At 35.0% G+C, this 15,445-nt stretch carries 18 protein-coding genes; 2 read left to right on the plus strand and 16 right to left on the minus strand.

What is annotated here, in order from left to right; genetic code table 11:
• Positions 1-2: 2 nt before the first annotated feature.
• The 11 genes from MK370_RS00345 to MK370_RS00395 form a co-directional block, all read right to left on the minus strand.
• Entirely contained in the window at positions 3-323 is a 321-nt protein-coding gene (locus MK370_RS00345) for a hypothetical protein (RefSeq protein ID WP_268683716.1), read from the minus strand.
• A complete protein-coding gene (locus MK370_RS00350) occupies positions 310-585 on the minus strand; it encodes a hypothetical protein (RefSeq protein ID WP_268683717.1) in 276 nt (91 codons plus the stop codon). Before MK370_RS00350 ends, MK370_RS00345 begins: the two co-directional genes overlap by 14 nt.
• Positions 582-1,808: a replication initiation factor domain-containing protein gene (locus MK370_RS00355; protein WP_268683718.1), complete on the minus strand. Its 1,227-nt coding sequence runs from the start codon at positions 1,806-1,808 to the stop codon at positions 582-584. The genes MK370_RS00350 and MK370_RS00355 overlap by 4 nt, the downstream gene beginning before the upstream one ends.
• A gap of 260 nt (positions 1,809-2,068) precedes the next feature.
• The gene (locus MK370_RS00360; RefSeq protein ID WP_268683719.1) at positions 2,069-3,727 is read right to left on the minus strand and encodes an FtsK/SpoIIIE domain-containing protein; all 1,659 of its coding nucleotides are present in this window, start codon (positions 3,725-3,727) and stop codon (positions 2,069-2,071) included.
• Positions 3,728-3,779: 52 nt separating this feature from the next.
• Positions 3,780-4,178 (minus strand): hypothetical protein, encoded by a 399-nt coding sequence (locus MK370_RS00365; protein WP_268683720.1) that lies wholly within the window; start codon positions 4,176-4,178, stop codon positions 3,780-3,782.
• 10 nt (positions 4,179-4,188) lie between these two features.
• Positions 4,189-4,506 (minus strand): hypothetical protein, encoded by a 318-nt coding sequence (locus MK370_RS00370; RefSeq protein ID WP_002916227.1) that lies wholly within the window; start codon positions 4,504-4,506, stop codon positions 4,189-4,191.
• Positions 4,507-4,602: 96 nt separating this feature from the next.
• Complete coding sequence (locus MK370_RS00375; protein ID WP_002916228.1) at positions 4,603-4,830, minus strand: hypothetical protein; 228 nt, start codon at positions 4,828-4,830, stop codon at positions 4,603-4,605.
• A 1-nt stretch (position 4,831) separates the two neighbouring features.
• Positions 4,832-5,086 carry a hypothetical protein gene (locus MK370_RS00380; protein ID WP_002916229.1) on the minus strand — a complete coding sequence of 85 codons (255 nt, stop codon included), beginning with the start codon at positions 5,084-5,086 and terminating at the stop codon, positions 4,832-4,834.
• Positions 5,087-5,112: 26 nt separating this feature from the next.
• Positions 5,113-5,400 (minus strand): hypothetical protein, encoded by a 288-nt coding sequence (locus MK370_RS00385; RefSeq protein WP_268683721.1) that lies wholly within the window; start codon positions 5,398-5,400, stop codon positions 5,113-5,115.
• Positions 5,401-5,719: 319 nt separating this feature from the next.
• The gene (locus MK370_RS00390) at positions 5,720-6,889 is read right to left on the minus strand and encodes an XRE family transcriptional regulator (protein ID WP_268683722.1); all 1,170 of its coding nucleotides are present in this window, start codon (positions 6,887-6,889) and stop codon (positions 5,720-5,722) included.
• A gap of 30 nt (positions 6,890-6,919) precedes the next feature.
• Positions 6,920-7,687, minus strand: coding sequence for a hypothetical protein (locus MK370_RS00395; RefSeq protein ID WP_268683723.1), 768 nt, complete (start codon positions 7,685-7,687; stop codon positions 6,920-6,922).
• A gap of 690 nt (positions 7,688-8,377) precedes the next feature.
• Between MK370_RS00395 and MK370_RS00400 the strand changes: the two genes are divergently transcribed.
• Both MK370_RS00400 and MK370_RS00405 read left to right on the plus strand, forming a co-directional pair.
• Entirely contained in the window at positions 8,378-8,725 is a 348-nt protein-coding gene (locus MK370_RS00400; RefSeq protein WP_032909837.1) for a helix-turn-helix domain-containing protein, read from the plus strand.
• Positions 8,726-9,604, plus strand: a complete 879-nt coding sequence (locus MK370_RS00405; RefSeq protein ID WP_268683724.1) for an ImmA/IrrE family metallo-endopeptidase — start codon at positions 8,726-8,728, stop codon at positions 9,602-9,604. It abuts the gene before it with no gap.
• A gap of 28 nt (positions 9,605-9,632) precedes the next feature.
• Here the strand turns inward: MK370_RS00405 and MK370_RS00410 are convergent, their stop codons facing one another.
• From MK370_RS00410 to MK370_RS00430, 5 genes are all read right to left on the minus strand, one after another.
• A complete protein-coding gene (locus tag MK370_RS00410) occupies positions 9,633-10,082 on the minus strand; it encodes a hypothetical protein (protein ID WP_268683725.1) in 450 nt (149 codons plus the stop codon).
• A gap of 722 nt (positions 10,083-10,804) precedes the next feature.
• Positions 10,805-11,536, minus strand: a complete 732-nt coding sequence (locus MK370_RS00415; protein ID WP_268683726.1) for a thioesterase II family protein — start codon at positions 11,534-11,536, stop codon at positions 10,805-10,807.
• Between the two features lie 23 nt (positions 11,537-11,559).
• On the minus strand, positions 11,560-12,246 hold the full coding sequence (locus tag MK370_RS00420) for a 4'-phosphopantetheinyl transferase family protein (RefSeq protein ID WP_268683727.1): 687 nt from the start codon (positions 12,244-12,246) through the stop codon (positions 11,560-11,562).
• A gap of 76 nt (positions 12,247-12,322) precedes the next feature.
• Positions 12,323-14,728, minus strand: coding sequence for an ABC transporter permease (locus tag MK370_RS00425; RefSeq protein WP_268683728.1), 2,406 nt, complete (start codon positions 14,726-14,728; stop codon positions 12,323-12,325).
• An 11-nt stretch (positions 14,729-14,739) separates the two neighbouring features.
• Positions 14,740-15,444, minus strand: coding sequence for an ABC transporter ATP-binding protein (locus MK370_RS00430; RefSeq protein ID WP_268683729.1), 705 nt, complete (start codon positions 15,442-15,444; stop codon positions 14,740-14,742).
• Between the last annotated feature and the right edge of the window lies 1 nt (position 15,445).

Here is a 15,445-nt window from a genome sequence, read left to right on the forward strand (position 1 = left end):
TCTTAAATCTGCTGGTCTTTCTCCAGACGCAACAAATTTTCTTCCAACCAGTGGCGCTTATTCTTTACTAAGTTTCTTAATTCTTCCTCATACTGCCGAATCAGCGAGCCAAGCATTTCCTTATCAGAAGGGCGCTTGTACTTTCTCAGGTCCTGAACAAGGCACTGGATGTCCATTTGATAATCTCGGTAGGTCGGATGATGGCGCACTTCTGGATAGTAGAAGGAATGAGCTGGAATTACGTAAACTAGATTTTTTATGACAAGAGTCAAATCTTCTTTCTTCTGCAACTGGCTTTTCAATAATAGACTAAGATTGGCCATCTCCCCTCCTTTGCTTACAAGTTTCTACTAAAGCTGTGATTCCCTCCGGCATCCGGTCCCAATCAATCGAACAGTCCCGCAGAAAACGAGGTTGGGTCTCGGACGGGATAACGGGAATCTGCAATAAGCGGTAAAACCCCCGATATGTAGGAAAATACTGACTGGCAAAAACTAAATCTACTTGTCCCTCCACTTGAACAAATAAGCGTTCACGGTCTACAACTGCCATCGAATCTGAGGTAATTCTTTCAATCTTTTTCAACCTGCTGCCTCCTTGCTTTCTTTTTGGAGCCATTCCAGTTCTTTCAACCGTTTTTCTGGAATCTCCGCATATTCTTCTATCTCTGCTAGTCGACCCGAACCCGTAACAGCCTCCACTTCCTCCAGAAACTTTCTAGTCCCCGCTACGACTCGCTCATACCAGCGGTATTGTTTTTCTGCTATAGCCACCTCTTGAGGAGCTGTCACAAACTGACAGGCTTTCAAGCTCCCCATGAGCTTGTACCAGTCTGGATCCAGAATCAGGCGCTTGCCTTTTTTGGCATAGACATGGAGCTTGTCATTGATAACGCCGACCGCCTTTTTGGCCATATCCTCCCGCTGATAGTACCACTCCAGGAGGAAATCATGAGATTTATCACCGAACATGCGGACCTCATAGCGGTTTTTATAGCCGTACAGCTCCCGAATGGTTTCCAGCGAAACCTTGGACTGGTGAGCCTGTTCAAAGTCCTTTTCATAGAAGTTCAACAGAACAGATGACTGCCTAGAGCCAAAATAAACTGAGCAGCCGTCTGCCTGGTTCTGCGTTTCCCCATCAATGAACTTGAAAGAGCGCATTTTAGACTGAATCAAGCCCTGCTCTTTCTTTACCTTGAGCTTGTATAAGTCATAGTTCCCGTCCTTGTTATAGGTTTCATCCAGTGAAACATCCAGGCGAGTGATTTTAAGAAAATCGGCCGCCTCTTCCTGAGACTGGGTTTTCCTCTTGGCATAAGCCAGAACTGCCTCTACAACCTCCTGCCAGGTTCGGCCCCCTTGCTCATTTTTCAAGTACCACTCGAACTCCCGACAGCCTCGCCCGGTCATCTCAACCAACGTCCCCATGTTCTCGTCTTTCTCCGAGTGATAGACATTGATAAAATTGAAATTTTCAAGCATACTATAGCCGTAGCGACCAAAGTCATACTGGATAAAGGGCTTCTTTTTCAGTCCAAAGACTTTATCTATCACTCCTAACCAATCCAAAGTACGAAAGCGGAAGCGGATATAGTCAATCCGACCAGTCAAGCGGACACTAGATGTTGAGTTCAGCGACAGCAGTTCCTGCAGGGGCAGACCGACCTTTTTAAAAGATACCGTGTCCTTTCCCAAGTAGCGGTTATAAGTCGCTGGTGAAATGGTTAAGAGCCGACTAAACTCTTTCTTGGAAAAACCCAAGTAGAGGCGTAGCCTCTCCATGTCCTTTGTTTCAATCCCTTTCATACAGCATAGATTCACCTTCCTTTTTTAATTTGTCAGTCTTTCGACTTTAAAAATTGCTGAAAGTCTTTCTTTCAGCAATTTTTAAAATCGCCTTGAAAGCTAGAGTCTCAAGGCATTCATGATTTTGTGATTCACCGTAACCCCCTTATTAACATACAGGGGGTTACATGAAAGCAGCCCGCCTCACGGCCGGCCGCTTTCAGCTAGGCAGAAGCGCCCAGCGCCTCACCGCTTAAGCTAGCGCTGTTCGCTTGTCCGCTCTAGCCAAATTGTTCCTGAACAATCTGTTTATAAGACTTGTCCGAGCGTTCCCTCTCTTCAAAGACCTGACGAAAGGCCGCCAAGTCTTTTTGTTTGATAACTGGACTGCCGGTCTCTCCAGTTTCAAAGGGATAGAATCCATCTTTTAAGAGGTCAAAGACCGTTCGGATATTTCGGTCTGTCAGGTTGGAGAATTCTTCCTGCAGAGCCTGTAAAGCCTCTTTACGAGTTAAAACCTGATTCTCTGATACAGGTGAAGCAGGCTGATGTTGGCTGCCTGCCTCCAGAGGATCAAAAGGATTTTCAATCCGTTCATATTTCTCAAAGAGATTATAAAAATTGAAATCTTTGTCAATCAAGGGAGCATAGAATTCTTGAGCCTGGTCGCCAAAATTGGCACAGTAGCCTCGGCCATAGACACGCTTTCCTGCTAAATAGGATACATTACGAAAGTTCTTATTCTTGTTTTCTTCCCCAAACATAGCCGCATAAGCATATTCATCTAGGCGGCCCATTGTGACATGGAACATCATATTAGAGCGGATTTTCAGCGGTAAGTCGTCATGACCAGGACGTTGGAAAGCTTTTATGATATAACAGCCTGCCTGACGGCCCTTTAATGTCACATTATCATCCGCCTTTCGATACCGTTCCCACAAACCATAAGAAGCATTCCCATCAAGAGAAGACATGAAGGAATTCACTTCATCATGAATCAGAAAAACGGGTTTTAGGTCATATTTTTCAAAATTCCCCAACTCTTTCTCGCCTCGCTCTTCCATGAGTTGATTCATGTGAGCATAACGAGCCTCCATTATTTGTTCGAACCGCTCATACATGGCGACAATGTCTTCTTTGGTATAAAAGACTCGATCTTTAAGGACCTCTAGTCGGGCTAAGGGAACAAAATCAGCATGTTTTGGATCACATAGATAAGCCGCACCTTCCTTTCCCGCTCCGACCAACAGAGAACGCAAAAAGACTGTCTTCCCGCCGCCAATTCCCCCAGCAAGAAGCAAATTAGGATTTTCAACATAGTTCCAGTACACAGACTTAGACAGTTTCAGTCCTTTGCCTTTAACGACTTTTACATCCCTCGCATGGATTCGGTTCAGATAAGCAGAATAGGCCAATTTATAAACGATAAATTTTTCTTCGTAGTTATCTTCAATATAATCCATGAAAAAAGTGGTTTCAAAGTCCCCACCTAGTTTCAAAAACTGGTCTTGAAACTTAGAACCGGACAATTCCAGCATGACCTCCAGCTCATAGCGGCCTTGCTTGAGGTAAACTCTGGGAAACTTGATGGTTCTTTTCTTGCCCGCTTCTTTCTTCTTTTTCTCGTAGTAGTAGCCTCGCTCATAAAGATAACGAGCTAGGATACTCATGCGAAATAGTTTTTTCCAGAAAAGCAACCGCTCCTCCAGGAAGCGATTGAGAAAGGCCGCCAAGAAAAAGTTCAGCAACCATCCGGCTCCCACCATTAACAGTAAAGCTTGATTCAGAGCTTGAACTTCTTCTCTGCGAATGTAGAGCAGGAAGCCCAAGGTCAGCCATACAGGAAGCAGCAGGAGGCCATACAAGAGTAAGGGGATTTTCATCATCCAAGGCCGAATCCGCACCCCCTTATAGCGGAAAATGGAGTGTAAAACAGACATTTTCTCTCCTTCCTAGTCCAATTAAAAAAGACCGAATCTGGTTGATTCAGTCTTACCCTTTATTTTCCGGTGCTTTGTCTGGTTTTGGAGAAGCTGCCTTCTTAAAGCCATCAACCCGCAAGGCGAAACCATACGAGCGGACTTCATAAGGATCTGTATTTCGCTGGTTGACTGTCCGGTTAAAGTTATAGATAAAGGGACTGGCTTTGCCAATCACCTCAATCTCAGACATGAAAGGAACTTCTTCGGGTTGGTAGCCATCCGGCAATTTCAGGCCAATAACATCATTGAGCTTATCTGAGAAGATCTCAATGTGGGTAGCATGAGCCTCTCGCTCCCCGTCTTCGGAAATATCAAATGCTTCCCGGAAACCAACAAAGGTCAGCTTGCCAAGGTTCGCCAGATTGTAAGGATCGGTACTGGTATTAAATTTTTCTACTACAAAAGTCATAGTTGCCTCCTTATTTCGCCAATTTCATTTTCTTTGCTTCAAAGACGATTTCATCTTTAGACTTCCCACGAGAACGGACGGACCCAACGGTCATCACAAGACCAGTCAGGCTCTCAATTTTCTGCATTCCCTTATCTTTTGGAATATCAGAGTTTTCCAGGCCATAAACCCGAATCCGGACACCATTTTGCACATCTCCGCTGACTTCAAAGTCACGGTATGCGTCATTGTAAGTAGTCGCTGGTCGTTCCGTAAAGTTTGGTAGGACAAAGAGTCCTGTCTTTCCAATCACTTCTTGCCCCACAGGGAGCACTTGCAAATCTGCCATGTGTATTCCTCATTTCTTTCTTTTATTTGTTCTATTTGCTTTTACTTAGAAAGCAGCCGCAGGAGCACGAGCCATTATCATCTATCCACCTCATTCCTAGATTCCCAAATATTCCTTTTTCAACTGACGCTTATAGCTGTTTCGACAGTCCATCAGCTGCTTAGAAAAAGCATCATGGCTATCGTGACGGTGAAAAATTGCATCCATCTCTCCCATGCTCTCCTGATAGCACTGCTCACAGTGCGCTGGATCCCCCTTGTACATCCGCAGGGAAAATCTAAACCTTTCCAATATTCCTTCAAATCGATTTTCAAAATAACGCATTTCAAACTCCTCTCTGCAGCTTTCGATACTGTTTTTCAATCTGTCTCTTGTATGGCAGCATAAGAGACTGTGTCACGATTTTATCTCTTTCTATGGATTGTTTGCTTAATCGTTCTAAAGCCTCTATGCTGCTTTTACAGAGTCGTTTTAACATCAGCCTATTATTCTTATAAATTTTAAAAGAAAATAAAAAGTTATCGTAGATTCTACGATAACCCGATTGATAATAGACAATAACAACTTCACTATGATTCATTCCTGATCATCCAGTTTCCTTTCTCTTTACTCAAAACAAATCAGATAGTCTGGCATCGCTGCATGAACTTTATTCAAGCCTGCTTCCAGCTGCCAGAGCTCATCATAAATTTTTCGTGCGTCAGCTGTCTTGAAGGTCCGACTTACTCCGAAGAAGGAATCTTGTAGTCTAAGCACATACCCGTCTTCTGTTTTTGTCACACTTCCTGAAAACTCAGTGTTTGCATAGTTGTCATAAAGTTTTAGGACTTGATCAACCCCATCTACAACCAAAGCTACAAAAGCCTCATTTTTTATTTCTTCAAATAAATCCATTTCATCCTCCTTTATTTAACTAACTTCAAAACTTGACTGAAAAATTTCTAATATAATCTGGATTCGACAAAAAACCACTAACCAAACAATACAAAAGCATATAAATCATCTCACCCCCTCTATCCTCTCACCGCCTTTCCAAGCAAAAGTATTATCAAAAGAAAGACAAAGACAGAAAGAGAAGCTGTTAAAATAAATAGACTCACAATAAACAGCAATATTTTCTTAACCATCTCCATCACCTCATTTCTATAAAATAAAAAACCAGCTCTTGGCTGGCTGTATCATCTGCTTAAAAGAGAAGAAAATAGTAGAGTCTCTAAGATAATCTTTTATTGAAATTCTTCAGATGAATAATATTATCAAATCTATCTTCATCACTAACAGTCTTTTTATATTTATCAAAGAACTGTGGTTGAATAGTCAATAAATGAGACAAGAAACGTTCGTTAACTTTTAAAGCGTTAAACATACTATCTACTGTTAGAAGTTTGGACAAAATAGTATTTAGCATACTCCTTACTTTAGATGGTCTTCTCACTATTATCTCATCATCAAGTCTTTCAAAAGTTTTATAATTATTTTTTCTAATCAATCTATAAAAATAACCATGTTGAGATGGACTAACCAAGCCTAATTTAAATGCTCGGTACTCAAGCGCTTGTATAGAAACAGAGTATTTCCGTTTTAAATCAATATAATTATCTGGATTACTTACCCGTTTTCCAACAAGGCTCGTCATATCTTTACAAAATTCTTCTTTGGGAAGTAAAAAACAAGAGGCAAAATTATTAGCTTCTGATTCTTTTTCTAAAAATTCATCTTTAGACAACGTGCTAAAATCAATATTTCTATGTAGTAGAAGATGTCCTAATTCATGAGCTAAGTCAAAATTTCTCCTCACAGCTGTTTTTCCAATCCCTAAAATAATAAACGGTTTATTAGTATTAGACCATATACTATAGGCGTCTTCATTGTTTGCCATATTTCTTTCAAAAATATAAATACCTGATTTTTCTAACTGATAGAGAAGATCGCTGTTATCATTAGAGACTTCTAAAAATCTTTTTGCAAATAATGCAATTTCTTCTAAACTAACAGTGTCTTGGTCTTTTTGAGAAATAATATCTACTAAATCTATAATTTTTTGATTAGGAATAGTAACCATACTTTCTAAATAGATAACAAGTCTATCTAATGTGTTTAAATAAGCTTCCTGTATGTCTGTGGCTTTTCTTGTGTTTTCTGCTTCATTTCTAAAAGCTACTGATGTCATGTCAAAATTTGAAATAGAATTCATCTGAAAAAAATAGTCTGAACGAACCCCAAACAAATTAGTCATTTTTTGTTTAACAGATGCTTTAGGGGAAGTTTCATTTTTTTCAAATTGCCAAACAGCTTGCTCAGTTATATCTAGTTTAGTCGCCAACTCCTTCCTTGTCATGCCATACAAAAGGCGTAATTGTTTTAATATATCACCATTAAACATGAGTGAAAACCCCTTTACATTTTAAGTTATTTATTTGATTTCTTTTACTTCAGCTATCCTTTCATCAAAGATTGAAATATCATCATCACTCTCTTGAGGAGAATAGGTAATATTAGTATATTGTGAATTATCATTGCTGTCAAATTGACTTGACTGAATATAATCTGTTAAATCTTGTGCCAGTCTTAAATTCTTTGTAATTGGATTAGGAAAAATTAACTGAATATTTGTAAGCTTTTCATTAGAAACTTTGTATGAAAGAACAAAGAAATAAGCAATGTCTTTATAAATATCTCCTTCATCATCAATTAAAGAAATAAGCGACTCCCTCTCATCCTCAAAAAGAGAAATCGGTTGTTCAAACAAACCTTCTAGCGGCTCCTTACTTTGACGAATTACTCTCTTATTAATTTCCAAATAAGCCTCAATATATTCCTTTTCTTCTTGTTCTGTAGTTTCTGTAACATTAGATTTAGAAAAGCCTCTTTTTAAAGCGTCTTCAGATTTGACAATAAATAAGAATTTCCCAAAAGTTGTTTCACAAATGTATTCACCATACTCCCATGTGCGCCCAGCTTTTTTGATATTAGAATCCTGTATAAAGCTAAATTTATTTTCTTCAAACGCTTTGAAGAGAGAGCTATCAATTATATTCACCCGACCATTTTTCGCAGCAGAGTTAATCCTATACCGATCTTTTTCTGCTTTCATTTTTTGGGAGAAATCATCATTTCCTTTTAAAACAGAATCTACAATTAGTTGACAATGTTCAGCACGCAACACTTCTAATTGACTCATTTATTCACCTCGAAATATAATTTCCTTTATTATATCATATTTTAAAACAAAGTTACAAATATAGCCAATAAAATTAAAGTGTTTTGGCTCGAATAAGTTAATCTTTTAATTTTCTGCTCTCCTAAACAGATGACTAATCTGTTTAGTACGCGCTCTTATCCTCGCGCATTATTTCACTAGGAGTCCCTAGCTACCGCCCAATCCACCTGCCGACGAAAAACAAAAGTCCCTCGCTTTCCATATATCTCTCTATGTAGACAAGCTTCATCTCCGACGCCACCAGCGCCAGCAGTTCCTTGTGATTCATCCAAGCCAGCTCACAAGGCTAAAAGCTGATGCGTGTGTGCTAGATTTGTCATAACCTAGAACAGCTCCAATCCCCCACTTTTAACCTCTCTAGCAAACTTGACAAATTGTTAAGTTTACTATATACTAAAGTTGCTACGCTTTAGTGTGTCTGATTGTCTGAAAGGATTGTCTGACGCACTTTTATTTAATTTTCAAAGAACAATCTTCAATCTAGACTGTCAATCTTACTGCTCAATTTTTATCTATCTAAAGCATAACATTGAGAAAGATCGGACTAGATTTAAACAACATTTTGTTGTTAGAAATATAATACAACGTCTTGTTGTTTTTGTCAATGTTTTTTTGAAAAAATTTAAAAATTTTTTAAAAAGAGGTTATCTCATGTTCCCAGAACGCTTAAAAAAACTAAGAAAAGCTGCTGGAATGTCTCAAAAAAATCTTGCTTTAAAACTTAATACTAGTCAACAAAATATAAACTATTGGGAAAATGGCCAGCGAAACCCAAAAAGAGAAAAACTAATAGAAACAGCAGATTTTTTTGATGTCTCTGTAGACTATCTCTTGGGTAATACTGATGAAAAGAAACCTGTTTTGGAAACAGCACAAATACTTTTTAGAAAAACAGTAGATGATTTTAACTTAACAAAAGAGCAGCAAGAGCAATTTAAAATTGATATTGACAATTTTATTGAAATGAGAAGAAAAGCTTTTGAAGAAGAGCAAGACTAAATGAATCCTATTTACCAAAAAATCACTGCTATAGCTCGTACTGAAATTTACCAGTTTATTAAACTTCACGATATTTCCCTAATAAACTATTCTTTTGAGAGTTATTTCCAAGCAAAAAAAGAACAGTATAACATCAAGGTTTTCGAACATCATTTTGAAAATGATTTAATATCAGGCATCACCATGATTGATCCTCTTGGAATTTCTATATCTTACGAAAAAGATTGTATTCAGGAAAGACAGAATTTCACCAAATGTCATGAATTAGGGCACTTACTTTTAAATCACAAAGGCAGCCTCTTTACAGAAAGTCTAAAAAATAAAACCGCCCAAGAATTAGAAGCAGATTATTTTGCTTCTATTATTTTAATGCCAGATATAGTTCTTTTAACTAAAATTTTCTATCAACAAAAAACTTATCAAGGAGTTATGCAAGATTTAGCAGTTTCTAATAAAGCTTTAGAAGTTCGACTAACTCAACTATTTCAACACTATACAGATATGAGCTACCCCAAAGCACAAGGAATTGTGACTAGCTTTAGAGCAGGTACATCTGCTGGAAGAAAATTAATTTCTTACTTGGAGATTATTAAAGACAATATCATCAGCAACTATGAAACGATTAAAATTAAAGCTAGTGATAAACTAAAACTACTGCTAGAGAATAATAATTTTATTACTCATATTGAATTTCCAGAACTTCAAAATCAATCATTTTGCCAAAAAATAAAAAGCGCCCTTCCACATATCAAAACCTGGTCTAAGTACGATAAAGGACTTACACTATGGTATGCCTGGAACAGCAAGCAGCTAACCGACACAGAAGTCAACAGAAAAGTCAAATTCGCCTTCTATGATCTACAAAATAAAAAAGACTGAGTGATTCAGTCCATTTCTTTATATCTACCTAATTATTTTCATAATCCCATTCAGTCATCTTCTTTGCCTTTCTATAGGTTTCAGAATTTTTCTCTACATAATCATCATTATCAAAAGTAAGTACACCATCTCTTAAGACATATGGAAATTCGTGCACGCTCGTCTGCCGAACTACAATCACCTGTTTTTTGGTATCCACATGCCACATAACCCCCTCATTTTTATCACCATTTTTCACCCAAAAGGCATCCTTAAATAGAGCTGTTTCTCCATCAATTTTCAGAATGTTATCTTCGATAACTGTATTGTTCTGTCTATGATAAACATAATAGGTACCATCTAGGTTATTCCCTGAACTTTTAGAACCACCGTTAGAATTGATACCCACTAAGTATACTACAAGAGATAAAGCAGCAATCGATCCAATAAGAATCCATGCGAACTTTTTATTAATAACTTTGTCTTCTTTTTCTTCCATTATTCCGCCTCCATATATTCTATAAATATTATACCATACACTCTATACAAACTAAATACCCTTGACTTTTATAGAATGTATAGTATAATAAGACTACTAGGAATTGTGCTCACTGCACACCCAAACACCCCAACCACTGCAAACAGTTGGGGTATTTTTTTATGTTCCTTGCGGTTTAAACAGGGTTAGTTAGGCTAGTCATCTCGATTGTCCTTGCTATCTAGCCATTTGCAAATGAATACGCGATTACGTTTGCTGCGATAGCAAGTAAGAGCTATAGGAATTGACTCACTGATACCACCCCCTTTCGCTTCTCAACGAAAGTTAAGAGATGATACCGTCATTATATCATAAAATAGACAAAATAAAATGTACGAATAAAAAAACTCATACGCTTTATTTTACCTTATTCCATCTCCTATCTCTAATCATTTCTTTCCAAAATTTCTTCTATCATATTTAATCGAGAACGCATCCGCCAAATCTGTAATTTCAGTTCTTTATTAGATTTATCCCATCTAAAATGTTGAACAACCTCTTGAATGCTCCAGAGTATATCTTCTTTTGTAAAATTATGTTGAAACTTATTCATAAATCAATTGTAGCATATTTTACTAACAATAAATATTTCACCCTCAAATGCACTTTTTTCACCCTCAAATGACCATAATTACTTTCTGCTTTAAACTATAGACAATTAATTCTTTTTTTATATAATAAAGTTAATCAAACGTCATATGATTACTGAGTGTAGACATTATATCAAGACATATTTTTTTTTCATGTTCAAAAATAAAGAAATGATTTCCTTGGAATTCCATATTTCCTAGATAATCATTAGTATGTATCTGCCAATCTTTCACATAAGTAGTCGGACTAACAAAATCTTGTTCACCGCTATATGTCTTAATTGGGCATGAAATTTTTTTAGTTGGAAAATAAGAATTACTCATTAATTTATAATCAGATTTAATAATAGGTAAAAAAAATTTTATAATTTCCGGATACGGAAGTAATTCCTCTGGAACACCTCCCATCTTGATTAATATTTCAACTATTTCACTGTCACTTTTTCCTAACAAATAATTGTTATTACTTAAATGTAATTTTGGAAAACAACCCGAAAAAAAACAAAAATCCGGAGAAATAGAGTACTTTTCGTAAAGATATACTCCCGAACAAAATGCAAGTAGTCCTCCCATGCTGTGTCCCCAAAAAATAAACTTGGAATCTCTATAAGATAAATATATCTTGTTAGAAATCTCCTCAATTACCTCAACAAAATTCTCATTAAATTCCTCATTAATTCTATTCCCCCTGCCGGATAATTGAAGAGGAACTATTTCTATTTCCTCTTCAAAATAATCTTGCCACCTTAAAAATTCATTTCCCTGCCCACCAGCAAATGGAAAACATATCATTATTATTTTGTTCTTCCGTTTTCTTTCTATCATTTATAACCCTCTAAAATTTATAATTATTTCAATATGTATAATTTATCTGACATTACTTTAGTAATTGTTAAATTTGATAAATCTTCACCTTCAATATTATGACAAACTGCACAACTATAACCTTCGAAGTTCTCTAATAAACAACAATTTATTCTAACTTTCATTTCACCCCCATCAAACACTATTAGTTTTTCAAGATCTATATTAAATGAATCTAGAGATTTCAATAAACCTATTCCCTTATATTTTAAATACGCCTCTTTTGCACACCACATTCTATAAAATAATCGCTTCCTTTCTTGAAAAGGTTTACTTTCTAAAAATAGTCTTTCTTTTAAATGAAAAAAAGTAATTAGATTGTCAAAATCAATATCCTCCTCTTTCTCAATATCAATTCCAATTATACCATTTCCAATGGCACAAATTACAATATCATCTGAGTGCGAAATATTATATTGTATTGAACTAAATTCAATTTTAGGCTTACCAAAAGGATTGTCTATAAAATTAATTTCATTTTTTTTAAATCCAAAATCATGAATTAAACCATAGCGAACTAATAATTCAGATAAAATACTCTGAATTTTATTTTTATCAAATATGTATGAAGAAAGTTTCTGTTTTTTTTCTTCTGAAAGAATTTCAAAAAAATCATCATATAAATTATTATAATCCATTTCCTTAACATTGGCATAATATATATTTAACAATGTTTTCTCCTTAATACAAATAGGCGAAAGTTAATCAATAGTATACTTTCACCTATATTCGATTCAAATTATCTATCTACTCTACGGACTTTAAAGAGTCTAACATATTAATATTTCTCAATTTAAAAATCATAAAAATATTAATAATCATAGCAAAAACCAATGTTATAATACTTGAATATACAAAAGTAGATATACTTATATTTTCGTTAAATACATAAAAATCGGTTCCAATTGATTTTATAACATTAAGGAAACTGTAGTAGCCTATCATTAACCCCAATACGCAACCAAAAATTGTTAGAATAATTACTTCTCTAAATACATATGCTTCAACTTCTCCATTCTTAAAACCTAAAACCTTTAAAGTGGATATTTCACGAGTTCTTTCTGAAACATTTATATTATTAATATTATACAGCACAAGAAAAGCTAAGAGTCCTGCAGCTACAATTAGTATGATAACTATCATATTCATTCCTTGTAATCCTTCATCAATTTGATTCACTATGGTTTGTTTTTTATTAATGTAAGTTACCTCTTCAATACCTCTCAACTTTTTATACAAAGTATTTTTCTCACTATTGTTAGCTTTAACAAATTTTATATAATAGTTATTATAAATTGGTTTCTGTTTATAAAGACTTTCATATAATTTAGGTGATAAATATAGATAGTTTTCCTGATAATTCTTAGTAATTTTAGATATTTTAACTTTTTTCTTTTCTGTATCTCCATATAAATTGAAAGTAATAGTATCACCCTCTGATACTCCCAATCGTTGAGCAATATTATGACTTATTATAGCACTACTTTCATCAAAAGATAAATGATCATTAGTCTTGTAGTCATTTAAAGAAATAAAAGATTCTATATTTGCATTTCTCAATTCAGGTACAATAAGATTAATATTATAGTTGGTATTTTCTTTCTCAATCTCAATTGAAGAATTTTGAAACTTCAAAAACTTCACGTCATTAGATTCTAAAATTTTTGATACTGAGTTGTCTACCGTTTTGACTCCAAAAGTAGCATCATATTTAAATATTTCTTTGTACTGATCTCGAGTAAAATTTTGTAGACTTTCTCTTAAGCCAAAAGCTGTAACTAGAATCATTGTACATCCCATTACGCCTAATATTGTCATCCACATTCTTTTTTTATCTAAAAAGACATTTCGTATTGTAACCTTATATAAAAAAGAAATCCTTTTCCAAATAAAAGTAACCCGCTCTAGAATTACTCGCTTACCAGCCACTGGTGCTTGAGGTACCAATAATTGAGAGCTAGTTTGACTAACATTGTTTCTGACAGAAACTAATGTTGAAATCACAGTTACTATTGTAAGACCAATAATTGAAATTAAGGCAACCTCCCAATCAACACTCTGAGTAAGAGTTGGAAGTGAATATTTTATCGAATATGTATCCCAAATGCTATTTGGAATACTTCTGAAACCAACAAAGGCACCTATAGTACTACCTAAAATACTTGCAGTCATTGAGTATATGAGATACTTCAGTAACACCCTCTGATTAGAGTAACCTAACGATTTTAATGTACCAATTATTATTCGTTCTTCCTCTACTAATCTAGTCATTGTAGTCATTGCAACAAAAGCTGCAACAACTATAAAAATAATTGGAAATATCCGCGCCACTCCTGAAATACTATTGATATCATTCTTTAAAGCAATATAGCCTACATTAGCATCTCTATCACTTATTAGCCAATTTTTACTATCAGAAATATCTTCCCTAATCGATTTTTTCAATTGATTTATTTTGTTCGAATAGTCTACATTAGCAATTCCCTTACCTTTGATATAAGTAGGTGAAACTGTCAAATAAAGTTGATTATAAAACTCATTTAATAATAAACTCGTTTTCCCGTAGATAACAAAATCAATTTTCCCAGTTCCTACAGATGAAGAAACTGACCCATTTGAAAAATATTCAGGGGAGTTAACAATCCCAACAATAGTCACCTCATCAGTTTTTAATAATCTACTTGAAAATAATTTAATTTTATCACCCACTTTAATTTTAGAATCAGAAAATCCCTCAACAGGTTTTACTATTACAACCTCTTTATCATCTTTAGGCATTTTTCCCTCAATTAAAGTTAGCTTGTTCATACCTAAGTTATCAAAACTAGATAAAGCAATCAAACGTAACGTATAATTTTCTGAATTAATTTCCGATTGACTATCTAATAAACTAGTTTTTAATATTTTTTTCACATTCTTTTGGTTTGATATTTTAACTAATTCCTTATTAGAAAACATTGAATTAGAAATAATCTTAATATCAAATAAATTAGCATTAGAAAAATATGAATCCGAAGTTTTCGTCATACTTGGCGAAGTAGAAAGAAGGCCTGAAAACATCATTGACCCCAAAAATGTTATTCCTAAAATTGCTAGATACCTTCCTAAAGACTGCTTAATTGTTCTAAAAATGTTTTTATAAAATGATTTCATTACATTCACCATTACCACTCAATTTCATCTATGTTCTTAGGAAACTCATTAACAATATTTTCTGTTATTCTCCCACTATTAACTCGTATAATTCTATCTCCTATATCCTCAATCAACGAATTATGAGTTATAATAACAACAGTTTTATTGTTTTTTCTACAAGTATCCTGTAAAAGCTTCAAGATACTTTTACCGGTTTTATAGTCTAGAGCACCAGTCGGTTCATCACATAAAAGAATATCTGGATTTTTAGCAATAGCCCTTGCTATTGCTACTCTTTGCTGCTCACCACCTGAAAGCTGAGAAGGAAAATTACTCAATCTTTGTTCTAATCCTACTTCTTTTAGCACCTGAGTTTCGTTAAGTGGATTTTGAGAAATTTGTGAAGCTAGCTCTACATTTTCTAAAGCAGTTAAATTAGGAATCAAATTATAAAATTGGAATACAAAACCAATATTTTTTCTTCGATATTCTGTCAATTGCTTTTGAGAAAAAGTACTAATATTTTGCCCTTCAACCCAGATGTCTCCATCAGAAGAACTGTCCATTCCACCTAACAGATTCAGTATAGTCGTTTTACCAGCACCACTAGCACCAACAATGATAACCAATTCACCTTTTTTTATTGTAAAACTAACATCATCAACTGCTGTAACAACAATTTCCCCACTATTATACCTTTTACTGACATTTTTAAATTCTACAATTGTATCCATA

It is taken from the genome of Streptococcus sanguinis (genome assembly GCF_026781265.1).
GTDB classification, from domain to species: Bacteria; Bacillota; Bacilli; order Lactobacillales; family Streptococcaceae; genus Streptococcus; species Streptococcus sanguinis_T.